The sequence below is a fragment of the Fodinicurvata sp. EGI_FJ10296 genome (genome assembly GCF_040712075.1).
Taxonomy (GTDB): domain Bacteria; phylum Pseudomonadota; class Alphaproteobacteria; order DSM-16000; family Inquilinaceae; genus JBFCVL01.
The window spans coordinates 1-23535 of sequence record NZ_JBFCVL010000015.1; the positions used below are offsets into that span (position 1 = coordinate 1).

General features: G+C 54.6%; 23 protein-coding genes and 1 pseudogene. 7 read left to right on the plus strand and 17 right to left on the minus strand.

All coding sequences use genetic code 11. The features are described from left to right. The 6 genes from ABZ728_RS21605 to ABZ728_RS21630 form a co-directional block, all read right to left on the minus strand. Positions 1-1982, minus strand: a 1982-nt coding sequence (locus ABZ728_RS21605) for a hypothetical protein (RefSeq protein WP_366658508.1), incomplete at its 3' end; no start/stop codon positions are given. 77 nt (positions 1983-2059) lie between these two features. After that, positions 2060-2824, minus strand: a complete 765-nt coding sequence (locus ABZ728_RS21610; protein ID WP_366658509.1) for a CmcI family methyltransferase — start codon at positions 2822-2824, stop codon at positions 2060-2062. Between the two features lie 25 nt (positions 2825-2849). Further along, positions 2850-3782, minus strand: coding sequence for an NAD(P)-dependent oxidoreductase (locus tag ABZ728_RS21615; RefSeq protein ID WP_366658535.1), 933 nt, complete (start codon positions 3780-3782; stop codon positions 2850-2852). 2 nt (positions 3783-3784) lie between these two features. Beyond that, positions 3785-4324: a dTDP-4-dehydrorhamnose 3,5-epimerase gene (gene rfbC / locus ABZ728_RS21620; RefSeq protein WP_366658510.1), complete on the minus strand. Its 540-nt coding sequence runs from the start codon at positions 4322-4324 to the stop codon at positions 3785-3787. Further along, a complete protein-coding gene (locus ABZ728_RS21625; protein WP_366658511.1) occupies positions 4321-5559 on the minus strand; it encodes a class I SAM-dependent methyltransferase in 1239 nt (412 codons plus the stop codon). The genes rfbC and ABZ728_RS21625 overlap by 4 nt, the downstream gene beginning before the upstream one ends. Positions 5560-5611: 52 nt before the next feature. Further along, on the minus strand, positions 5612-6646 hold the full coding sequence (locus tag ABZ728_RS21630) for an NAD(P)-dependent oxidoreductase (protein WP_366658512.1): 1035 nt from the start codon (positions 6644-6646) through the stop codon (positions 5612-5614). Positions 6647-6852: 206 nt separating this feature from the next. Between ABZ728_RS21630 and rfbF the strand changes: the two genes are divergently transcribed. The 3 genes from rfbF (at position 6853) to ABZ728_RS21645 (ending at position 11026) form a co-directional block, all read left to right on the plus strand. Further along, the gene (rfbF, locus tag ABZ728_RS21635; protein ID WP_366658513.1) at positions 6853-7632 is read left to right on the plus strand and encodes a glucose-1-phosphate cytidylyltransferase; all 780 of its coding nucleotides are present in this window, start codon (positions 6853-6855) and stop codon (positions 7630-7632) included. 414 nt (positions 7633-8046) lie between these two features. Continuing rightward, a protein-coding gene (locus ABZ728_RS21640; RefSeq protein WP_366658514.1) for an IS3 family transposase occupies positions 8047-9161 on the plus strand; the annotation gives its coding sequence in 2 pieces (ribosomal slippage) (positions 8047-8299 and positions 8299-9161; 1116 coding nt in all). A 41-nt stretch (positions 9162-9202) separates the two neighbouring features. Further along, on the plus strand, positions 9203-11026 hold the full coding sequence (locus ABZ728_RS21645; RefSeq protein WP_366658515.1) for a hypothetical protein: 1824 nt from the start codon (positions 9203-9205) through the stop codon (positions 11024-11026). Between the two features lie 82 nt (positions 11027-11108). Here the strand turns inward: ABZ728_RS21645 and ABZ728_RS21650 are convergent, their stop codons facing one another. The 6 genes from ABZ728_RS21650 to ABZ728_RS21675 all read right to left on the minus strand — a co-directional run bounded on the left by ABZ728_RS21650 (position 11109) and on the right by ABZ728_RS21675 (position 15310). After that, complete coding sequence (locus tag ABZ728_RS21650) at positions 11109-11585, minus strand: HNH endonuclease signature motif containing protein (RefSeq protein ID WP_366658516.1); 477 nt, start codon at positions 11583-11585, stop codon at positions 11109-11111. Positions 11586-11587: 2 nt separating this feature from the next. Further along, positions 11588-12172: a recombinase family protein gene (locus ABZ728_RS21655; protein ID WP_366658517.1), complete on the minus strand. Its 585-nt coding sequence runs from the start codon at positions 12170-12172 to the stop codon at positions 11588-11590. A 147-nt stretch (positions 12173-12319) separates the two neighbouring features. Next, positions 12320-12934, minus strand: a complete 615-nt coding sequence (locus tag ABZ728_RS21660; protein WP_366658519.1) for a recombinase family protein — start codon at positions 12932-12934, stop codon at positions 12320-12322. Positions 12935-14386: 1452 nt separating this feature from the next. Further along, positions 14387-14677, minus strand: coding sequence for a helix-turn-helix transcriptional regulator (locus ABZ728_RS21665; protein ID WP_366658521.1), 291 nt, complete (start codon positions 14675-14677; stop codon positions 14387-14389). Next, entirely contained in the window at positions 14674-15000 is a 327-nt protein-coding gene (locus ABZ728_RS21670) for a type II toxin-antitoxin system RelE/ParE family toxin (protein ID WP_366658522.1), read from the minus strand. The genes ABZ728_RS21665 and ABZ728_RS21670 overlap by 4 nt, the downstream gene beginning before the upstream one ends. 100 nt (positions 15001-15100) lie before the next feature. Next, positions 15101-15310, minus strand: a complete 210-nt coding sequence (locus ABZ728_RS21675) for a type II toxin-antitoxin system RelE/ParE family toxin (RefSeq protein WP_366658524.1) — start codon at positions 15308-15310, stop codon at positions 15101-15103. Positions 15311-15951: 641 nt separating this feature from the next. Here ABZ728_RS21675 and ABZ728_RS21680 point away from each other — a divergent pair. Then, a complete protein-coding gene (locus tag ABZ728_RS21680) occupies positions 15952-16995 on the plus strand; it encodes a replication initiator protein A (RefSeq protein ID WP_366658525.1) in 1044 nt (347 codons plus the stop codon). A 97-nt stretch (positions 16996-17092) separates the two neighbouring features. Here the strand turns inward: ABZ728_RS21680 and ABZ728_RS21685 are convergent, their stop codons facing one another. The 3 genes and pseudogenes from ABZ728_RS21685 to ABZ728_RS21695 form a co-directional block, all read right to left on the minus strand. After that, positions 17093-17389, minus strand: a complete 297-nt coding sequence (locus ABZ728_RS21685; protein WP_366658526.1) for a hypothetical protein — start codon at positions 17387-17389, stop codon at positions 17093-17095. Next, positions 17352-18005 carry a ParA family partition ATPase gene (parA, locus tag ABZ728_RS21690; protein ID WP_366658528.1) on the minus strand — a complete coding sequence of 218 codons (654 nt, stop codon included), beginning with the start codon at positions 18003-18005 and terminating at the stop codon, positions 17352-17354. The genes ABZ728_RS21685 and parA overlap by 38 nt, the downstream gene beginning before the upstream one ends. A 124-nt stretch (positions 18006-18129) precedes the next feature. Continuing rightward, positions 18130-18604 (minus strand): annotated as a pseudogene (locus ABZ728_RS21695) (DDE-type integrase/transposase/recombinase); the annotation flags it as partial. 180 nt (positions 18605-18784) lie between these two features. On the opposite strand from ABZ728_RS21695, the gene ABZ728_RS21700 reads away from it, so the two are divergent. The 3 genes from ABZ728_RS21700 to ABZ728_RS21710 are packed head-to-tail and all read left to right on the plus strand — an operon-like array spanning position 18785 to position 21263. Next, positions 18785-19792, plus strand: a complete 1008-nt coding sequence (locus ABZ728_RS21700) for a Gfo/Idh/MocA family oxidoreductase (protein ID WP_366658529.1) — start codon at positions 18785-18787, stop codon at positions 19790-19792. Further along, complete coding sequence (locus tag ABZ728_RS21705; RefSeq protein WP_366658530.1) at positions 19789-20484, plus strand: acylneuraminate cytidylyltransferase family protein; 696 nt, start codon at positions 19789-19791, stop codon at positions 20482-20484. Before ABZ728_RS21700 ends, ABZ728_RS21705 begins: the two co-directional genes overlap by 4 nt. Beyond that, on the plus strand, positions 20484-21263 hold the full coding sequence (locus ABZ728_RS21710) for an SDR family oxidoreductase (protein ID WP_366658532.1): 780 nt from the start codon (positions 20484-20486) through the stop codon (positions 21261-21263). The genes ABZ728_RS21705 and ABZ728_RS21710 overlap by 1 nt, the downstream gene beginning before the upstream one ends. A 223-nt stretch (positions 21264-21486) precedes the next feature. Here ABZ728_RS21710 and ABZ728_RS21715 read toward each other — a convergent pair whose 3' ends face one another. Next, positions 21487-22638, minus strand: a complete 1152-nt coding sequence (locus ABZ728_RS21715; protein ID WP_366658533.1) for a TIGR00180 family glycosyltransferase — start codon at positions 22636-22638, stop codon at positions 21487-21489. Between the two features lie 71 nt (positions 22639-22709). Beyond that, positions 22710-23535, minus strand: an 826-nt coding sequence (locus tag ABZ728_RS21720) for a hypothetical protein (RefSeq protein ID WP_366658534.1), incomplete at its 5' end; no start/stop codon positions are given.

A 23535-nucleotide genomic window follows, 5' to 3' on the forward strand; every position in this document is an offset into this window, starting at 1 on the left:
TTATATCTAAACGACTCAGAGTTTATGAAGAACTGGATGTCTACGAAAAACGCCTGCGAAATGTATTTAGCCATCAAATAGTTGGCAGGCGTCCGTCCTGGCATCAGAACGATAATCGGTAGGTCCGGGTGGGTTGCCTCAACTGAGGCACTGTCTGCTCTTTCGATCTCACCAGGCTGATTATACAGCTTCATCAGCAAATCGTACGGATGTCCACTAGGCGTCGCCGCATCCTTTTTGGCGATTGGCGGACGCCATTTTTCAAAATGTTCACGTAGACACTCGACCTGCCCGCACAGCCGTACGAACTGGGCACTCAAATCCAGTAGAGAGTCGGATTCTATCAGAAGATACGTAAGAATATGCGAAGAGAGACCGCTTTGCACCAGAGCATTAGTGAGACTCTGGTTTACGGTTTGAGCTAGGCCCTGCTCCCATTTGGACAACGACGCGATCGGATAGACGTGATGCATGCACTTATAGGATATATTCTTCGCTGAGGCCCGCGCCTCGGCGCCACATCGGATGCCATTGGGATTGATGTCGATGATGGTCGAGTGATCCGCACCGAATTTCGAAGCAATGTCGATGGCAAAGTCTATATAGTTTTCATAGGCACTGGTGGTGACGAACGTATATTTGGTAGGAGAGTTCAGATTGTCAATATTGTGATCGCAGTTTGCAGAACTAGTGCACTCCTGACACTGGTTAAGAGAGGCAGCATTAGAGATGTCCCAAGGTTCCAGCTGCGCTAGGTACGCGTACACGAAACTCTCTACCTGCTCAGAGGTTAAGCCGCCGGATTCCGATTTCGGGTGGCCCGCTATCGCCGAGATATCCGGCTTCTCGACACCCCAGACGAGGCAGGTCAGCTTCTTCCCATCGAGTAGGCCACAATAGCCCAGCGCACTAATTAATGCCGCGCGCTTCGACATAATCAATACGGTTTTCGACGCTGAGCTTGCATCCACCTTTTTCATTGCAATTTTCCAAGAATAGAATTCTCGAAATTTGAGATATGCTCGGTCTTCGAGAAGGAAGGTCAGCGCATCGGCGCCAACCTTGCCGAACCCAATAAGAGGCCCAACAGATCGATCATCGGAACAGAAAAGTGATGCTACCGCTTCCTTAGCGACATTCCAGTATTCGAGGAAATCTCGGTCTAGTTCCGTCTCACCCTTGGTATAATATGCCAGATTGCCTTCGATGATAGGCTGCCAGTCTTTTGCCACCGACCGAATCTGCCAGTCGAGTTCGGCCGAGGGTTTCACACGATGCCCGAAATATACTTTTGCTTCGGGAACAAACCGTCTGCACAGACTCTCAGCGAATTTGAGTTCGATTTTGTTGTCGACGAAAATAAAGTCGAGCGCTTGCGCGTGTTCAGAAACTTCTACGTAGGACGCTTCGCTGCCTGAACGGTAGGCAACGAAATCGCTGCCGATTCCCAGTATCTTCAGGGCATCGCCAAGTGTCGGCGCAAGCTCGAACGCCGTCCAGATAAGCTTGGCGTCCTCGTGGGTCTCTGCCGCGACGCGGTAGGCCGTGAACAGTTCGGGCCTGAAGGAGAAATGCTCGTAAAGGTTGCTTAATAACGCATCCGACAACCGGCGGAGCTCAGAAAGCGGTATACGAGCGACTACCTGCTCCACGTCAGCTTCGTCACGGGCATCGCGAACTTCGGCAATGATTTTCGACAGCCGTTCCAGGGCGGCGCCATGGAGCAGTTCCGATGCTTTGGAAGCTGCTTCTGCCCCCCCACTGGAAAGTGGGCTGGAATGTTCAATTTCGCTGATGCGGACATCGATTTTTTGACGCTCGATATCGTCGCCCGTGAAATTTCGGGAAAACCGCAGGATCTGCAATTGAAGGGGATCCAGCCGGCCGTTGATCTGCGGGAGCTGCCTAACGAGAACCCGGCCCCATTTCCGGCGAAACAATGTTACCAGAATCGAGCGGGCGACTGTCTTAAATTGCTGCATATGCCACTTGCCACCGTGTGGTTTGTCACGCCGCCTGCGACGGCGCAGCGCAAAATCCAGTTTTCAAAGCCTTTTCCTCAGGCTTCTCGCTTGATCCAGGCGGATGGCCAATGCGTTACATTTTGCGAAAGCGTGCTTTCGTTAAACAACCAAGCCGGTTGCTCAATGACAAAATTAGGTTTGTCCTTCACGAAATCTTCCGCTGCATTCGCCGGATTGTCGGTCGCCCATTCGGGCTGGCCACGTGGGGTGTCCTTCACATCCCGCATGACGCCATCAGTGGAAACGATGTAGGAGCCCGGCGTCACGAATTCGTGGTATGCCTCCAACTCGTCCATTACATGAGCGTAAGTGTGATTGGAATCCAATAGAACTAGAACCGTCGCCGCATCGCCGACGGAAGCCTTGACGGCCGACACGATTTTTGGATCGGTTGAGCTTCCCTCGAAGAGTTCTATGAGCCCAGACATCTCGTGCTCCTCAATTGCCCTGCGGTTGTGCGGCCGAATTTCGATGTCAATCCCGATGACGCGCCCCTTCCCCATCGCCTTGCAGAGGCTCCCATAGAAAATCAGCGAGCCGCCATGGGCGACACCCGTTTCCACGATGACGTCCGGCTTTAGCCTGTAGATCACTTCTTGAAGGCGCAGCATGTCGTCGGGAAGTTGAATAACAGGACGTCCCATCCAACTGAATGTGTAGGTATATTTCTGGGTCCAGCCGATCTTTAGATAGAGATCGGACACGATCCGGAACGCCTCGTCAGAGTATAGCGGCACTTCATGCGTGCCGGTTTCTCCAACGACCAAAATTACCTGCTTCTTCTCGTCTATCTGGATCACGCGGGTCCACCTGTTTGATTTTCGATTACTCTGTACTCTGTCCGCCCCGCCGCCTAGTCTCGATCCACCATTCCACGGTGTTTTTCAAACCTGCCGGAAGGGAATATTTCGGCGTGAACCCCGTTTCGCGGGCTAGGCGTGCCATATCGCCCCAAAGATTTGCGGGCTCGCCTTCGCGATCAGGCAGCGCACCAAGGGCGATCAGGTGGGGCCGGCCGATGATTGCGGCAATTTCTTCCACAACATTGCCAATAGTGGCGGGTTTCCCGCTACAAACATTCACCGCACCCTGAACATCCGAGGCAACCAGCAGCGCGAAGGCGCGCCCGTAATCCTCTGCATGGAGGAAATCACGCACCTGCCGGCCAGACGAGCATTTGGCCTGCGTTCCATCGAGCAAGGCATTGACCACCGAAGGCACGAGGCGCGCTGAAAATTCACCTGGGCCATAAGCGAGGAAAATCCGCCCCCATGCTAGGCTCGCACCATAGGCCGCCGTCATCCATTCCAGCATGCGCCGCAGGCTGTCCTTAGAGATCGAATAGGGATGGAGAGCGCGCAGGGGCGTCGAATCCGGAACGCAGGGTCCGGTTGCCGGCGCATCATACTCGACACAGGTACCTGCCGAGACGATCCGCCTGCCGCCGCCCTCGAGGAAGGCTTGTGCGAGCTGGATACTTCGCGCGCACCATGCTGCATTCGACGAAGCCGTCCAGAATTTTCCATGCCGGGTTTCCCACGCTAGCATCAGGAGCACATCCGCGCCCGCCTCACGCACGCGGCTGAGCAGATCGTCGCCTGTTTCCAGAAGATCGCCTTTGAGAATGTGCAGTTTAGGATCGGACAACCCTGAAAAACCGTGCCGCGTGACGAGAATTATCTCGTGACCGGCGGCGAGCATCTCACGCACCGCATGCCACCCGATGAACCCCGTACCGCCTGTCACCAGCACCCGCATCGTCAAGTCACTGCATCCGCGAAGGCGGGCAGCGCCCGATCGCGATTATTGATTACTTCTGGTGTTTCGGGCCAGTCGATGGCGATGGCCGGATCGTCCCAGCGAAAACCTGCCGCATAGCCTGGCACGAAGGCTTCGGCCATCTGATAGTCCACTTCAACTTCGTCGCACAAGGTTAGAAAGCCATGCGCAAACCCTTGGGGGACATAGAGACCAAAGCCGTTTTCGGCGGAGAGTACTACACCATACCACTGCCCTCGGCTGGCCAAGCCAACGCGTAAGTCGACGATCACGTCGTAGATAGCCCCGCGTGCACAGCGAACGAGCTTGGTTTCCATATAAGGCGCACGCTGGAAATGCATTCCGCGCAAAGTGCCGCGTTTCCAGTTCCTCGAGATCGAGCACTGAACACCGCAATCCTTCAGGCCATTCTTTAAAAAGGTCTCCCTGCAATAGGTCCGCGCAAAAAGCCCACGCTCATCGACATGCTGGGTGGGCCGGATCAAGAATGCGCCTTCTATTGGAAGTGGTTCAATAATCATTCATCGACCATCGGCGTAGGGATAGGAATGATAAACTTGCCACCCCATTCACGTACATCGGCCAGTTGCGCCTTGATCTCGTCCTTGAGATTCCAGGGGAGGATCAGCACGTAATCCGGCTTGTCGGCAAATATACGCTCGGGCCGGTCGACCGCTATGCGAGTACCAGGCAGATACATGCCTTGCTTCGAAGGTGCGCGGTCGACAGTAAATTCAATGAAGTCCCGACCGATCCCGCAGTAGTTCAGTAGCGTATTGCCTTTCGCCGGTGCGCCATATCCCGCGATGGTCTTGCCGCGGGACTTGAGGTCTATGAGAAGGGTCAGCAAATCACGCTTGATGCGGCGCACCCCTTGATCCCAGTCGCGATAAACGTCGTCATCGTTAAGACCGAAAGCGATTTCATCTGCCACCGCTTCACGGACCGCGTGGGTTTCGGTATGGCTGGCGCTTTCATGACACACAAAAAGCCGAAGTGAACCGCCATGGGTAGCCAGATGCTCCACGTCGAAGATACGCAATCCGGCGGCGGCGAACAGTTTCTGAGCCGCGATTAGCGAAACATAGGAATAATGCTCATGATAGATCGTGTCGAACTGATTGTTCTTCATCAATTCGAGGAGGTGCTGCTGCTCGAAGGTCGCAACGCCGTTCGTCTTCAATAGGATGGCGAAGCCGCCGACAAAATCGTTGATGTCGGGAACATGGGCGAGCACGTTGTTAGCGACCATCAGGTCCGCCATGTGCCCGTCCCGTTTCAGGGTCATGGCATAATCTCGGCCAAAAAAACCTATACGCGTGTCAATCCCGTTAGTCTGCGCAGCTTTCGCAACCGATCGTGAAGGCTCGATGCCGAAGGCGGGAATGCCAGCTTCTTTGACAAACCGGAGCAGGTAACCGTCGTTGCTCGCAACCTCAATGACCTCGCTTGAGGGGCAGAGCCCGAAGCGTTCGATCATTGCTGTCACATAACGTTGAGCATGTTCGAGCCAACTCGTCGAGAAGGATGAGAAATATGGATAGTCCTCGTAGAATAGGTCTTCCGATTTTCGGAAGTCCTGAATTTGGGCCAGACGACACTCCCTGCAGACATAGACATGGAGCCGATAGAACGGCTCCATGTCCGAATAGCGGTCGATAGAAATATAATCATTCGCAATTGGCAAGACGCCCAAATCGGCCAAGGTCAAGGAGAGGGGGGCAGAACAGTGCCTACACTGGGGTTCAATTGTCATTGCGTCGCAATCCTCTGCTTCTCATCGAACAGGGTTCAGCCTACCCCTACCGTCAGGCCCAACGCAGGCAAGCGTCAATCTGCTGTTGTTCGTGTAAATGCTCTATCTGCTTTAATCGAATGAAGTCGCGACCGTTCACCTTTTCAAAAGCGGCGTCTTGACGACGACGGCACCAATCAAGGATCTGAGTCGTGCCTTTCTGCACCGACCATTTCGGTTGGAAGCCCGGCAGCCGGTCGCGCGCCTTCGTAAAATCGACTCGGTAGGAGCGGTCATCGCCGCCGGTCTCACCCGTGACTGCAAGCCGCGCATCGGGGAGCTGGCTCTTCACGATCTGAGCGAGATCTTTGATCTGGAAATTCTCGGAGTTGATCCCAACATTGAAGGCCTCGGCGTGAACCGCAGCGCGATCGGCCTCGACAGCACACAGCACGGCTTGCGCCACATCATCGATGTGCACCATTGGGCGCCAAGGCGAACCGTCGGAGAGAATCCGAATTTCGCCTTGGTAGAACCCGTAAGCGCAAAGACTGTTGAGAACAAGATCGAAACGGGGCCGGGCCGAAATGCCATAGCAGGTGGCGTTGCGCAGAAAGACAGGGGAGAAGCTTTCATCCGCGATTTCGCGAAGATGTATCTCAGTGCCAACCTTCGATTTTGCATAAGCCGTAACTGGCGCTTGCGCGGCAGTCTCGTCGACGGGCCGCGACGTATCGGCCACACCGTAGAGCGAACAGGAGGAAAAGAACACGAAGCGCGAAACGCCCTCGGCCTTAGCAAGGTCGGCCGTCTTGTTAGAGGCGTGTAGATTGATGTCGTAAGTCAGTTCCTCGTTCAGCCTTCCAAGCGGATCGTTGGAAAGCCCAGCCATGTGCACCACAGCGTCGTGGCCGCGCATATCTTCCGCCGAGATGTCGCGGATATCTTTCACGATCTCTCTATCGGGCGCAACAAAATCCTCGCCAGCGTCGAAATTGTCACGAAAATAGCCCGTATCCAAAGCAGTGACTTCGTGCCCGGCTTTTTTCAGAAGCCTCAAAACGCTTGGTCCGATAAAGCCCAGATGCCCCGTAACAAATATTTTCAAGGTAATATCTCCTGTGTACGGCGATCTTGATTTAGCGGATTGCGCTTCCGATCGCGCAGCTGCACGCAGGGCTTTAGCATGCTCGAGCCAACTCGTCGAGAGTGCCACTTTTTGCCGCCCCGTCTAAAATCGGTCATAGCTCGTTGACACGCTCCGGAGAGGCATTGACCATATACTCTGATCGAGGGATTCAGTGGAGTGTGGGAATGGAGATTAAGAAGGCAGTAATTTTGGCTGGGGGGCTTGGAACTAGGCTTTCGGAGGAGACCTCCCTACGCCCGAAGCCCTTGGTGGAAATCGGCGGGCAGCCGATACTTTGGCATATCATGAAAACCTATTACCACGAGGGGATACGCGAATTCATCATCTGTCTCGGATACAAAGGGTATATGATCAAAGAATATTTTTCTAATTACTTTCTTCACACATCAGATGTAACAATAGACCATTGCCAAAACACTATAGAATTCCACAACAAGAGAGCAGAAAGCTGGCGGGTCACACTTGTCGACACCGGCGACGATACTATGACCGGCGGGCGCATCAAGCGCATCCGGCCCTTCGTCGGCGGCGAGCATTTCTGCATGACATATGGCGACGGTGTAGCGGATATAGACGTTGCAAAGCTTGTCGACGCTCATCACCGCAATGGGCGTGAGGCGACGATCACCGTCGTAACACCGCCAGGACGCTTCGGTGCGATCGACTTCGATGGCGACAGGGTTGTCGGTTTCCGGGAGAAACCGGCAAGCGAATCCGGTTGGATCAATGGGGGGTTCTTCGTTCTTGCTCCCTCTGTGTTCGACCGTATTGAAGGCGATACAACGATCTGGGAGCGCGAGCCGCTGGAGAGTCTCGCAAGCGACGGCCAGCTTGTTGCGCACAGGCACACGGGCTTCTGGCATCCGATGGATACGTTGCGCGATAAGCGCTATCTGGAAGATCTATGGACCAAAGGGCAGGCCCCCTGGCGAATCTGGAGCTGATACCGAATTCGCTTTGATCAGCATCCATGTACCCATACCCATTTTTGAGACCAATGACAGAGTCCGCCACCAAGGCTGATCGATGTTTCAAGCTAGGCAGCAGTAGGCGACGACGGCGTCATTGGGCTTGAAGATCTGATTGGAAGGCCAGCCTTCTCGATGTCAATGACGCATCACGATGTCGGCTTTCGTAGCACATCAAATGTCCGCTCGGTTTGTCCGGAGATGGCGCATACCTCATCCCCGGCGGTGCGCCATCGCCGGCCCGGTCTCACACGACCTCAAGCCGGATCTTATGACACAATAGCAAACAAACATCTTTCAAATGTCTTTTAACAGATAATATAGTTGACCCTGCCCCCTGCAATGTACCCGTTTATTTGTTAGTCTGTCGCCGATTGAGGAGATGGACAGATGCGCAAGAGCAGGTTTTCAGAAGAGCAGATTATCGGGATCCTCAAGGAGGGAGAGGCTGGCCTTTCGGCGTCGGCTTTGTGCCGCAAGCACGGCATCTCGGATGCCACGTTCTATAACTGGCGCAAGAAGTATGGTGGGCTCGAGGTATCGGAGGCCAAGCGGCTGAAGGCGCTGGAGGACGAGAACGTGCGGCTCAAGAGGCTGCTGGCCGAGCAGGTGATGGACAACGCGACGCTCAAGGAACTGCTCGCAAAAAACTTCTGACGCCTGGCGCAAGGCGAAACGCCGTGAGCTGGGCGATCAAGGAAAAGAGCTATTCGCAGCGCCGGGCCTGTGGGCTTGTCGGTCTGCCACCGAAGACCTTCCGCTACCGGTCGAAGCGACCGGACGATGGGGGGCTGCGGGCACGCCTGAAAGAACTGGCGAATGCACGTCGCCGGTTCGGCTATCGTCGGCTGCACATCCTGCTGAGGCGCGAGGGCATGAGGGTCAATCACAAACGCTTGTTCCGCATCTATCGTGAAGAACGGCTGACGGTGCGCCGTCGTGGCGGCCGCAAGCGCGCGCTCGGCACCCGCGCGCCGATGGCCATCCCGCAAGGGGCGAACCAGCGCTGGTCGGTGGACTTCGTACACGACACGCTCGTCGACGGTCGGCGGTTCCGCATCTTTGCCATCGTGGATGATTTCACCCGCGAATGTCTTGGATCCGTCGTCGACACGGCGCTGTCGGGTGTCCGCGTGGCGCGGGAACTGACCGCCATCATCGAACAGCGCGGCCGGCCGCTCATGGTGGTCAGCGACAACGGCACCGAATTCACGTCGCGGGCAATCCTGGCCTGGACCGAGGGCCTGGCGGTCGAATGGCATTATATCGCGCCGGGCAAGCCGATGCAGAACGCCTTCGCCGAGAGCTTCATAGGTCGGTTGCGGGACGAGTGTCTGAACGAGCACCTGTTCCGGAACCTCCGTCAGGCCCGCCAGATCATCGAGCAGTGGCGGGACGACTACAATCATCAGCGGCCGCACACCAGCCTGCAGGGGCTCACACCGGTCGAGTTTGCAACCCGGACCACAAGGGACGAACGGCCAGCAGAACTAACTTATCAATGAGTACCCGTTGGGGGCAGGGTCATAGTTATTGGATCAATATAATGTTTAAGATTTTATATCATATTTTTTTGTATATTATAAATATAAAAAATAAAAGCGTGCATTCATTATTTATTATAAGACAGTATGATCGATCTATTCATAAATATTGGAGTCGAGTATTAGGAATAAATTCAGCATTGTGCCTAATAAATAAATATGACATTAACGAAAAATCTACCAATATAATAAAATTAGATTTTGATAACATAAAATATTTATACGTTAAACCAATTAATCCATCTAATTTTCTTTTAAGTTATGAAACATCTAGAAAAATATCTGAGTTATCTATTATTAAAATAACAAACATATCTCCTGATATATTCGAACAAATGGACAAGAACATTATAAATTCTTATGTTATTAAGATTAGTTTTGCATTATTATATAAAGATTTTCCATTATATCTATCTGCTTTAGAATTTTATTGCAACAATTCATACCGTAATAATTTATATCTCGAGGGTCGATTTGACCCTCGAGATATAGCTGATTATCTCCCCAGTCATCTCGCTCGACTTACAACGCGTTTCCAACCGGTTTCAGCTATGCTGGGCCCTGCTGGGCGCAAGAAGGTCGACAAATGGATCGCTACCGGAACGGCGGCAACAGGCGTGCCCGACACCTTTAAGGAGGCTGCCGGCGACGGGCCGGATACGGGCTCCGGTTTGCCGCGCGCCCTGGTTGTTTTGAAGGCGGCTGGTGATGTCGATCGGGTTTTGGGAATGGCCGGGGACGAACTCGACGGTCGGCAGCCCGTGGTCCTGTTGATGTCGCGCAATCATGATCAGTTTGCCGACGAATTCTTCGAACGCGGCGGGTTTCTCCGCGAGACGGTTCTGTACTTTACCGAGATAAGGAAGCATCCCGCCCGCGGCCCTGCCGCTGCGCGCGCGGCGAGGGCCATGAAACCCGCCTTTTCCTCCAACACAACTGCTGCCCATCTGGTCGCCGCGCAGATGAAGGATATTGTCTCTCTTTATATACAGGCGGATACGCTCGACAGCATCATTCGGACATGGCGGCCCGAAGTCGTCATCGGCTGCTTTGAGAAAACCAACTGGGTTCCTCTGCTTGCCGCCGGCGAACCGCGCCCCAGGATCGTCAACCTGCAGCACGGCTTTAATCCCCGACTGCATTTGCTCGATCTGATGGATATCGACTCTTTCCGTGTCTGGGATCAGTCTTCGGCCGACACCGCTATTGCCGACGGTATCCCGCCAGACCGGATCATGATCGTGGAGAACCCTCATCGCCGACGGCTGAAGGAAGCAGGTGTGGCGTTCACTGGCACTGAACGTTACCAGCAGTGGCAGGATTGGAAGGCGGGTCGAACCCTGGTTGCCATCATGGGGCAACCCGACACAACCGGGGCCATCTCTCCCCAGGACAATCGGGCATTGGCCCGCGCAGTTGCGGCCGCTCTGAAGCATCGAAGCGATATGGTCGCCGTGCTCCGCCCCCATCCAAGACAACCGGACGCCACACTCGGACCGGAGCTCCGCTTGGGCGCCGACATCGACCGTGCCCGCGTGGCGACTCAGGATGATCTCGAACTGGGAGAACTTCTCGCTCTCGCCGATGTCGCTGTGGGCATTCATTCGACCGCCCTCGCCGATGCCCACGCCATTGGGGTTCCGGCGTTTGCCTTTGACTTTCACGGCCGGTTTGCCGCCCTCGGTCTCGATGAGCGACAGGTGTCAGAGGTAGCACGCACTGAGCGTGAGGCCATTAACCTGCTGAAACACTTCGGTCGCCCGCAGCACCCGGCGCCGCAAGGGTTCTGGGCGAGACTCCTGTCCAAGATGCGGGGTCCGGAGTAAGCTTCGAGCGGCTTCAATGGCGCGACTGAACCTGCACCGGGTGAGCAAATCAACGAAGAGCCGGGTAACGAGGCTTCTGTTTTTAGGTCGGGCGACGCCAACTTACTACCTCAACTTCCGCGATCCGTAGATGATGGCGATAAAGACCGAGGAAAAGATCGCCAAGCGCCCGGCGCTGCAAGATGGTGAGCCGAATGCGGCGCCGGTGTTCGGGCCGATCATGGATCAGATGGCAGCGCTGACACAGCGCAATTAAATTATCGGGGTCGTTATTGGCCGGATCGTGATCCTTGTGACAGGCGGCCAGGATCACGCGAGTTGTCCGGAACCAGCAGTAATCCTCGATATCGGGCCAGGCATTGGCGAGCGCTCCGGTCTGGGTGCGCCACCCTTCGATGAGGGGATCAAACCACCGTCCGTCAGGCAGACAGCGCACAATCCGGCCATGCGGCCGGCCACACTGCTCACAACACCCTTTGGCCCGCTCAAACCGGATCCAGCCGCTGATCTGCGGCCAGTCGGCGGGATAGAGAGCGCGCATTTCCGGGCGGATCGGCATGATCAATCACTCCCAAGGCGCGGGGCTTGGCGATCGCCCGCAGGCCTCTTGGCCAACAGGCGATAAACGGAGGCGCGAGAAATATCGAGACGCCGGGCGATCGCCGTCGGACCCAATCCCTCATTCTGTAACGATTGGACTTGGCCCGGATCGAGCTTGGGCGGGCGGCCTTTGTAAACACCGCGCGCTTTGGCGCGCTTGATCCCCTCCAATTGCCGTTCGCGGCGCAGATTGGTCTCGAACTCCGAAAACACGCCCAGCATGTCCAAGAACGCCTTGCCGGCGGCCGACCGGGTGTCGATCGGCTGTTCGGTGGCCTTCAGATCAGCCTCGCGGTCGCGCAAGAAACGAACGATGTCCTGAAGATCGGCGACCGACCGAGCCAGTCGGTCGATACGCGTGACAACCAACGTGTCGCCAGGGCGGATGAACTCCAGGAGGATCTGGAGCTCCGAGCGGCCCTTGCGGGTGGTCCCGCTCATTTTTTCCGACCGGATCACTTGGCAGCCGGCTGCCTCGAGTGCGGCGATCTGGCCGTCGTAATCCTGATCGAGGGTGCTGACCCGGGCGTAACCGTACAGAGCCATGAAATCTGTCGCTTTTGGTTATAGACCTCAGCATTATAGCGTCTCAGAACTCTGACTTCGACCCTAAAAATACATCTCCGCTGTGAACATCAGCGATAGATGGCGGGAAGATTGTCGCGAGGGTCGTATTGGTAACCCACGGTGTCCCTATTCCGTAGTCGCGAGTTCTGCAGCGGTTCTGTTTGACCTCAGGCTCGGCGTGCGCTGCAAAACGCGGTAGACGGTGGGCCGGGACACGTCGAAAAGCTCCGCGAGGTCACTGATCGAGTAATCGTTCGTGTCATACATGCGCCGCAGTTCCGTCTGGCGGCGGTCTGACAGTTTCGGTTTCTTTCCCTTGAGCTTCCCCTTATCGCGGGCAATGGCCATGCCTTCCTTTGTCCGCATCCGGATCAAATCGGCCTCGAATTCCGCGAAGGTCGCCAAGATGTTGAAGAACATCCTGCCCATTGGGTCTGTCGGATCGTAGACGCTGGTGCCGAGTGCGAGCTTCACGCCGCGCTTCTCAAGCTCATCCGCGATGGCGCGGGCATCGGGCACGGATCGCGCCAGTCGGTCCAGCTTGGGCACGACGAGCGTGTCCCCCTCGCGGACGGCGGCCAAGGCTTGGGATAGTCCGGGCCGGGTGCGGTTGGTGCCTGTGAGGCCGTGATCGGTGTAGATCCGTGCGTCAGTGACGCCAAGGTCGCGGAGCGCGGAGCGTTGTGCCGCCAGATCCTGCTTGTCGGTCGAGCATCGAGCGTAGCCTATCAGTGTGGTCATGGTGTTGCCCTGGTGTAACCGGCCGGCGGGATTGCCGGGCCATGGCGCCAGTGTAACGCAAGACGCCCCGCAGTGATACAAATCAGCGTACCATCTATATGAGACGCCACGGCGCCCGGAAACGCTGGACCTCGGCGGGCGCCCTAAGAGTGTCCGGTGAGCGATCCCCTTACGGACGCCATGATAGGCGGCGGAAGGGCGTGCTTACCGTGCACATCCTTGGCGGCGCCGTGTGTCTGGATATCCAGACACAGTTCTCGGGGCGTCAGTCGTACCGATATCGGTACACCTCCCCTGCGCCGATCCGTCCATGTTTGGACGCATCAGCCGGCCGGGTGGCATCGGCCAGTGCATGGGCCTCGACGGGTCCTGATCGGTGCTGCGCCTATTTGGCGAAAAACCAAACCCCATTCTGAAATTTGCCATTTACAAACGGTGTGGAAATCGGGGTTAGCTGTAACTTTTTTTATGAGTTGTCGGACGTTACGATAATCGCATAGGTAATAGTCGGAATGTCCGATGTAAGCCCTTAAAAAGTTTTACGGCCCAGATTCCTGCATGTTGCTCGGTTGTATTTCTTTTTTATCCTATTTTCCCTCCAACCTCCAACCCATTGATCTTAAACGACGTTCCAAACCTAAAACACTACCTCTGATTTAGCATATCAGGGGTTTAGGATTAAAGATTCTCACTATACTACCGAATACAATAACACCAAGAATTCACGCTCAACTAAAGCAAGTCCTAACGCCAATAAATCCGTTAGTAAAAAACCGTCGTTACTGTTGTCACAATCAGATATCGTAATTTGTAATCGGCAAATCCTGTAAGCCCTTGATATCGTTGCATTCTCCAAAATTGGATACAGGTGGTATACCAGTGGCACACCATTTCTGATAAAATGCAATATATTAAAAGCGTTTTTGGATACGAACCTGGGGGTGTGGTGAAGTAAACTTGTGCCTCCGGAGATAGAGTCGGGGATTTATCGGACAGTCCGGTATTAAATCGTTAATTGTCGGACTGTCCGGAAATCGAAAATGGATATTCTACCGATGGTGCATAGTCGGACTGTCCGAGAATATGGTTTTAGAGATTCATATTTTACATACTACCTAAAATGGTAAAACGTGTCACTCAACGCGAAAAATTCGGAGAAGCGGTTTGATATACAAGTTTTTTGTGTGCGTCGGAAAAATTGGTTGTTTTCCATGATGGGTAAGCGAAAAATTGTCTGACAGTCTACCTGATGATGCGCGGCGTTCGCCTGTCCCGAGTGGGCCAGGGCGGGATAATTTTTGCCGATGGCAAATTTGGTATCACATGATACCCGAAAATACGCCCATTCAAGGAGCAAGACATGCGCCAGCAGTTCCGGGGAACAAATCAGGCGAGGCAATGCGGTTCGGCGTCAGTAGCTATCGACGTTCATTTCAAGGGCAACTTGGTGTCTCAGCGGGCATCGCCGGCGGCTTCAAAGCGGATGGTGAGCCGGGTTCTGGTCGCCTGGGCGAGTTTTTCCAGGGTCCTGGTCGAAGGGCGCGTGGTCCCGCTTTCCAGCCGGGCGATGACCGATTGGGTGGTGCCCATCAGCTGGGCGAGCTGTTCCTGGGTGAGGCTGGCCTGACGGCGGGCCTCGATCATGGACCGGGCCAGATCGAATTCCGGCTTCAGGGCGTCATAGGCGGCCTGGTAGTCCGGATCATGGCGCCACTGTCTGTGCAGATCACGTACCTTGCTCATTTCAGCCCTTCCTTGGCGCGCTTGAGCGCCAGGTCAATTTCCCGCCGGGGTGTCTTCTGGGTTTTTTTGATGAAAACCCGCACGACGACGACACGCTTGTCCTGAACGGCGACGTAAAGCGCCCGGGAAATGCCGTCCCTGCCCTTCATGCGCATTTCCCAGAGCGGCCCCTCCAGGTGTTTGACATGCGGTGCCCCGAGGGGTTCAAGCCCGACAGCTTCAATCAACTCGCTGATGCGCACGAACCGTGCCCGCATATCGGCGGGTAGAGCGTCAAGCTCTTTGTCCACGGTCGCGTTCAAGGTTTCGACGGTCCAGTTCATGGATAATATCATCATTATAGCTTTATTGCTATATACTCAACAAGGCAGATCCCCATGTACGGATACGCGACAGCAGAAATCTGCTGATCGAAAGACCGGTTCAGGAATCGAGGGTGGTCAGAAGGGCGTGCCAGTTCTGATAGCCACCGAGCAGCCGCAGGATGAGGATATGATCGTTCTTGAGGGTATAAATGGTCAGGTGCCGGTCATGGGTATGAATGCGCACCGGCGGACTGAATTCAGGGCGTTTCCGGGCCAGTTCATGTACCGCCACGAGTGTCGTGAAACAGCGCTCAAGTCCGTTAATCAAGCGATCGGCCTGGTCGAGGGACCCGGGCGCGTTGCGCCTCTGGGAGCCCTCACATAAGCTTGGCGTCAACTGGGAGCAATCGGACAGCCTCGGCGGTTTTGGTCGCCACAGCCCCCTTCCCATGCGCTTCAATGAGCATGGCAGCAAAGTTCAGCGGTGAAGTGGTACTGGGATTTTGCGAGATGCCGGCACCCTCCGCCCATCCCTGCTGGAAAGCCTGGCTAAGTGCCTCCTGGAGCTCCGTCGATGACGCGTCACCGCGCTGAATGCGCTCGTAGAGCGCTTGATTGCCTGAAATGGGCATCGCCGATTCTCTCTTGTTCGGAAAACTCCTCTAAAAAGTGAGAGTTATAACGATTAACCATCACGCTCGGTAGGGTGATGATGGCTTATCCATAGGATAAGGCTGATGCTGACGCCGCCAATGGGTGTTAAATACGTGTTAGATTCAGTGTTAAGCTGTGGATAAGGGTTTGTAAGCTATTGATGCGGCATTTAAATCCGGGATGGCTGGTACCTAAAACCACGAATCTTGGTATCTAAAACCACGAATCTTGGTATCTAAAACCACGAATCTGGCTCATTGGTAACTGAAACCACGAATCTTGACAAGCGGGCACTAAAACCACGAATGTGAGTGGATGGTATCTGAAAGCACGAATAGCAAGCTTCCTCTCCTGCCTGACCGGCACCCGCAGCATGATCTTTTCATCTGCGATGTGGCCGATGCGGTTTTGAAGGATGTGATGCATCAGATGGAGCATCCCTTCTACGCGCTGTCGAAGAAGCCCGAAACGAACATTCGCCGTTACGAACATAAAAGTCACTGGCTTGAGATCACGCCGAGCGTGAAGGGTTTGGCAACGATCTATGACAAGGATATTTTGATCTATTGCATCTCGCAGATCATGGCGAGGCTGAAGGCCGGTGAGACTGTTTCACAGCGTGTGCGAATCAACTCTCGCGATCTTCTGATCTTCACGAACCGAGGAACAAGCGGACGCGACTATATGGCGCTCGTGGAGGCGCTAGACAGGCTGGAAGGAACCCGTATCCGCACAAACATTATGACGGGAGATGAGGAACAAATTGACGGCTTCGGCTTGATCGATGCCTCCTCCATCAGGCGCAAACACGGTCTTGATGGCCGGCTGTTATGGTGCGAGGTCAAGCTGTCAGACTGGGTTTTCAATGCCATTAAGGCACATGAAGTGCTGACACTGCACCGGGACTATTTCCGTTTGCGTAAACCGATTGAGCGGCGTGTCTATGAGCTGGCGCGTAAGCATTGTGGCCAGCAGGATAGCTGGCGGATCGGACTGGAGCTTTTGCTAAAAAAATCGGGTTCACAGAGTCCCGAGAAGCGATTCCGGCAGATGATCCGTCATCTTGCCGATCACGATCACTTGCCCGACTACAGCGTGTCATTCGACGCTGAGGCGGACATGGTGACTTTTCAGAACCGTGGTACTATGGCGGCTTACCTTCCTTCTTCGGCCTGGAAAGGGCGGCTTGATCCTGAAGCCTATCATGACGCCCGCGAAGTTGCGCCATCCTGGGATGTTCATTATTTGGAACAAGAATGGCGACAATGGCTCGGTGAAAACGAAATCGAACCTAAAGCGCCGACGCGCCACTTCGTAAAGTTCTGCAAGAGCTGGTATGAGAAGCGGGGTCGCGCTTAATCCACATACCCACATTTGTGGTTATGAACATTCTCGAGTGGGTGAGGTAACGAAAGATTAGGCCTCACTATCGATCTCAATCGGCTGCAGCCGCTTATTATCGCCGTAAAATACCCGCCTCGTCTTCCAGTTCGGCCGTGCGCTGTTCGATAAAATCTTGTAGTTCGCTGACCATCTTTCGCCCTGTGGCACTGCATGCGGTTTTGAAGCGCATATGAACGCTTGCCGGAAGATCAAGACTGAGGCGCTTTGTTGGCTCTGCGGGTGCGACTTTCACCGATGCGGCTGAAACGGCGCTTCGATCATGACCTGCTCCCCCCGATTCATAGGCTTCAATGGCCTCTGCCGAGGGTTGCTTAGGCTTCGGTGCCGCTGCGAAGGTCTTCTTCGACATGAGCTCTGATTTCTTTGGTTAGTTGTTCAATCTCTCGTGCGGCGAGGCTTCGCGGGCTCCATTCAAAGATGGTTTTGCCCATGGTCATGCTCTCCGCAAAGGCGACACGCTGCTCGATTTCAGCAGCAAGAATCGGGACGTCCGCCTCCGATGCCATGGCGCGAATGTCACGTCCGATGACAGTCTTCCCTATTTTGCGGGAAACCACAAACCCACATTTTAGGGTATCCTTGAAGGTTTGCGCTTCCTGGACTTGCTGAACCGTTAGATTTGACGCCCAAGTGGAAAGGCCTGACGGTTCGATGGGTAGGGCCACAAAATCCGATGCAATGATGCAAGATCGGGCGATTTGCTCGGCGTGGGGAGGGCCGTCAATCACGGTATGGGTAAAATCCGCAGCAAGCTTGAGTGCTTCCTTTGCCATGTTCTCGCGCGCCATGCTGACGACCTGAAAGATCGGCTCATCGCGCAAGCCTGCCCACGTGCTTGCTGAGTCTTGCTTATCTGCATCGATCAGAAGCACCTTTGCACCCTCTTGAGCGAGCGCAGCGGCGACATTGACGGAAAGCGTGGTTTTGCCGACCCCACCCTTTTGGTTCAAGAACGAGATAATCATGAAAACCACATTGCCGCATTTACACGAATGTGCAAACACTTTTTCCCACATACCCACATTTGGGGCTTTGTGTTATTGACGCGACCGAACCACGTCGGGATTGCCGGAGGCAGTTTTGGTTGAGTCACGCCGCCATGGTCGGCTTTTCGAGCATGGCGTCGTAGTGTTCCTCAGCTTCTGCCGGTGGGATGTTTCCGATGGGCTCCAGCAGCTGGCGTTCGTTGAACCAGTCGAGCCATTCCAGCGTTGCAAACTCGACGGCTTGGCAAGTGCGCCATGGGCCGCGGATGGATCACCTCGGCCTTGTAGAGGCCGTTGATGGTTTCGGCCAGCGCGTTGTCATAGGAATCACCAACACTGGCGACCGCGGGTTCGATGCCGGCCTCAGTCAAGCGGTCGGAGTGATGGACCAATTCTGTGCCCGGCCGCCGCTCATGAACGGCCTGTTCGAGAGCATCAAGCACGAAGCCCGCGTGGGCCGTGCGGCTTACGCGCCAGCCCACGATCCGCCTTGCAAATGCGTCGATGACAAAGGCCACATGAACAAAGCCCTGCCATGTGGCGACAAAAGTGAAATCGCTCACCCAGAGCCTGTTAGGTGCAGGTTAAAAGCATTGCATGCCGGCGATGTGCTGGTAGAACGGTTCATGGAGTAGCGGAATCTCTGGCCATAATGCTCATTGGAGGCTTCGATACCTGACATATTTGAACATCGCCCGGCCTGAGCCAATACACAGAGTTTACGATACACTCGTTCGGTGCGAAGAAAGCGTGCACACATGACCCGGCATTTCCTGATTGCTGGCCTGGGCTCCATCGGCCGGCGGCACATGACAAATCTTGCAGCCGCCCATCCGGGCGCTTCATTTACCGTACTGCGCCACCAGCACGCAACGAATCCTCTGTGCTGTCAGCTTGGCGCACGTATCGTCACAGACCGTGACGCAGCCATTGCCGGCGAGTATGATCTGGCTGTGGTGTCTTCAGCATCGGCCAACCATATCGACGTACTACCGGGGCTGATTGCCCGAGGCACGCCCCTGCTGGTCGAAAAGCCGATCGTCACCACCCCTGCAGACTGCGATCTAGTCCTCGATTGCCTAGCCACGGCACCACAGGCCGTGCGTGTATCGGGTTTCAATTTTCGCTATTTGCCATCGCTGAAGCTAATTCGGGAGCTGATCCAGAACGGTGAACTTGGCACCGTCGTCCGTGCCTCGTTTACCGCTGGGCAGTGGCTGGGTGACTGGCGCAAAGGCACCGACTATCGCCAGTCCTATTCAGCTGATGCCGCGCGCGGCGGTGGAGTTGAGTTGGACCTGGTCCATGAAATTGATTTAGCACGATGGTTCTTTGGCGATCTGGACCTGCAGTTTGCCCAGAGCGGACGGCTCTCATCGCTAGGGCTGAACTCGAACGATGTATCGGTCATGGTGATGTCCCCACTGGCCGCGACCGGTCCTATCGTGCAGGTAGCCCTAGATTATGTCGCACCCCAGCGGCTACGTCACTACGAATTCGTCGGTGATCGCGCGGCGATACTGTGGGATATCAGCGGACGAGTCGAACTGATCACAGCCAAGAGCCGGCAGTTGCTGGTTGAAAATCCCGATGGATTCGATGTGGCGCAGACTTATATCGACATGCTCGCCCATATCGAAGAGACTGTCCACACTGGCGGCTGGCCCGCACCCCTGCAGGATCTGGCCGATGGTGTGGCCAGCACACGGCTGGCGCTGGCGGCACGCGATATTGGCACCAACCAGGGAAAACGACAAACCGAATGACTACGATCTGTACCATCTGTGCCCGCGGCGGTTCGGTCGGCGTGCCACGCAAGAATATCCGCTCATTGTTGGGAAAGCCGCTAATCGCCTATACGATCGAACAGGCACTTACCTGCAAGGCCATCGATGCGGTCTATGTCTCGACTGATGACGAAGAGATCGCCGCCATCGCCCGCGATGTTGGAGCAGATGTGCCCTATCTGCGCCCGGCTGAATTGGCGACCACCACCTCGGCGAAGATACCTGTGATCGAGCACTTGATCGAAAAGGTGGAAAGCCTGGGTATCGGCGTTACGCGCATCATCGATCTTGATCCAACCTCGCCCTTGCGGCTGGTTAGCGACATCGACAACGCCGCGGCGCTACTAGACGACGAAACGGATTGTGTCATTAGTGCTTATCCGTCAGACAAGAACCCCTATTTCAATATGGTTGAAGCACAGCCGGACGGAAGTGTCCAACTGATCAAGCCATTGCCACAGCCCGTCGTTACACGTCAAATGGCGCCCAAGGTGTACTCGATGAATGCATCGATCTATGTCTGGCACCGAAACACAGTGGCCAAGGGGATGTGGAATGGACGGACACGACTGTATGAAATGCCGCGAGAACGCTCGATCGACATTGACAGCGAGTTCGACTTTCATCTTGTCGAAAGAATAATGACCAACCTCATGAAGAAGCAGATGTGATGGCCCAGGCAAGAATTGTGGTGCTGACGGGCGGCGGAGGTATTCTTGGCCATGCCATGGTGGGTCAATTGACCGCCGACGGCTGGCAGGTGGCAGTGGTGGATCGCAACGCGGAACTGGCGCAGAGAGCGGCCGGGCTGACGCGCGATCCGGGTAGCGCCAACGCTTATGACTGCGACGTTTCGGATCGCGATGCGTTGCGCGACCTGCACGGCCGCATCCGCGTTGATATGGGGCCGGTGGACGCACTGATTTGTAACGCTGCAACGAAAAGTGACAATTTCTTTGAACCGTTCGAAACCTTCCCTCTAGAGGATTGGAACCAGGTTATGGCCGTCAACCTGACCGCGCCCATGCTATGCGCGCAGGAATTCGGCCCGCCCATGGTGAAAAGAGGCCGTGGCACTATCGTCAACACCTTGTCGATCTACGGGATTGTCGCGCCGGATCAGAGCATCTACGAAGGCTCGCTATACGAAGGGCGCGCCATAAACACACCTGCAATCTATTCGGCATCCAAGGCCGGACTATGGGGGCTGACGAAATATCTTGCTAGCTACTGGGGACAGCACGGTGTGCGGGTCAATGCAGTAACGCCAGGGGGTATCTTCAGCGGTCAGAACGATTCATTCGTCGAAAAATACAATGCTCGTACCATGATGGGCCGCATGGGCGAGCCCCATGAAGTCGCCGATGCGGTGACGTTCTTGATCTCGGACAAGGCCAGTTATATCACCGGTCAGAATCTCGTCGTTGACGGTGGGTTGACAGCATGGTAGCCGCGCTGAGGTGCCTGAATGCATATTGAAAAGGGGTTTCGCCATTCTGGTGGCCCGGCTCGAGGAAGATCTGGGTTTCAACTCCTTCAGTCTATCCACGGAAGCTTACCCCAACCGATTGGCCTTGGGCGGACGTCATGAGTGTCGCGCCATTAGCGATCTCATTACCGAATTTGCAGCTCCTTCCGCACCCCGAAAATCGGCTTCGTTTCATGAGCCTCCTTCACAAAGACTGTTGCCGAAAGGAGGCGACGGGTAGCGTATCGAAAAACGCCTGCAGCTGCGCTTCGAATTCCGCATCGGTGACGCCATGATTAATACCGAGCGGAGCGAGTTCGCAAAGTCCAATCGCAAACATCATTTCGTCTATCTCGGGTGTGCCCGCCTGGAGTTTTGCCGCCGGTTCGGCAATGCGTTCGAGCGTTGAGACATGATCGGCCAGTGCGCCTTTGGTGCCCCACTTTAGCGCCGAATCGGCGGTTCGGGATACATCCCGTAGGAAGCGTTGAACCTCGTTGCTGCCAATTCCCACCCGACGTAGATACTTTGCGCAGGCTTCCAACAATGTCCGATATACGGTGACGTCTTTGTGGTTAGTATCCTTCCCTGCCAATTGAACGAGCCCAGCTAGGGCGGCTGAGAAATTCTCTACGAACTGGAGCTCGCGGTACTCGTCTTTCATCTGAACAATCGTTCGGTGCCCCGCTTGATCATGTGATGTACGAAGACCGAAAGTCCCGTCGACGATGCGACGTCTGCCGGTAGTGAGTACATAAGCGGAGGAGAAGATTTCAGCCAGACGCATGTGGCCAGTCCGGCGCGCAATTTCACCGAACGCTTTCTGCGCGCAATCCAGTCGATAGACCGAGTAGAACGTGGCAGAGTATTTTTCAATATGATTGATCGACCGAAGCAACCGATCCTCAATCAACTCGCTTTTCTGCGGATAGGTCGACAGAGAGTGCGGTAAATATTTCGAATGCGGGCCTGTGCCCGAAAGATTGTAAACGTAGACCGTGCCAGCCGCCGCAGCCAGCGTCTTGTCGTGCTCAAGTTCTTCAACACATTTCAGGACGCCACTCAAAAAAATAAAATCGTCATCTGCCATGAAGTACAAATATTTTGTCTTAACCTGATTTATTGTCGCATTTATCTTCTCATAAAACCCTATATTTTCTTCGAAATGCAGAATAATAACATTTTCAAGGATGGAATTATCTACAATAGCTGTAATGGCGGAACAAATTTCGCCATCGGATGAATCTGCGATGATTATATTCGACGATTTATTCTTTGTCTCAAGGAAATGTATTGTTCTACGCATAAATTCCAAGCGATTCCGTGTTGGGATAATACAGGTTGCAAATTGTTGCATGATATGCCTATCGCGTCAGGTGGAACAAGTACGCCAACCCAGTCGGTCAGCGGGTCGAGACGATTTCAATTCTATCGTCTCTCAGCTGTTGTTATCGCCTCCAGTAAGCGGGCGGAGAAATTATGCTCCCCGTTCATTGCATCCATTTCTGGATTCTTCTCGAAAAATTTGTTCTGCATTTTCAGCATCCGCTCACGCTCGGATCGATCTTCAAAGAAGGAATTCAGCGTTGAGCGAATGTTATCGGAATTTATGATGGTGCCAGCCGTCCGTCGGCTCATGAACTTGGAGACGAACGGTGTCTCGATCATGTATACGCCTTTTCTTAGCGAACCCGCCTCGATCATGGAGTTGCTTGACCAGCCGATCACTACGTCGTGGCTTTTCAGCAAAGGGTAGATGTCTCCCCGACCGAGGAACCTAAATGCCGGAAGCGCTGAAGAATCTAGGCGGCTCTTAAAAACCTCCGTCGTTCCGTGGGAATTTTGCGGGTGCAATTTTATCGTCGCTACATATCGCCGGTCCGATTGGACCAACGCGTTAAGCGCATCAAGCAACGGATACCAGAGGCTAAATTCTATAGGCTGTCCAACCACAAGTATGCGGCGTTCGCTCCCAAGGCCGGTCAGTGCTTGATAATCAGCAGCACGTTCAGACTTGAGCAAGCTGTACCGCAAATTAAGATTTATACTCGGACTCCCCAACTCCACAATTTTTTCGGCAGTAACAGCGTACTGCTGTTTATAGATTTCCGACTCTACGGTGTCGAGCGCCGTGCAGAGCTGGGCGACCGGGCGCTTATATCTAAACGACTCAGAGTTTATGAAGAACTGGATGTCTACGAAAAACGCCTGCGAAATGTATTTAGCCATCAAATAGTTGGCAGGCGTCCGTCCT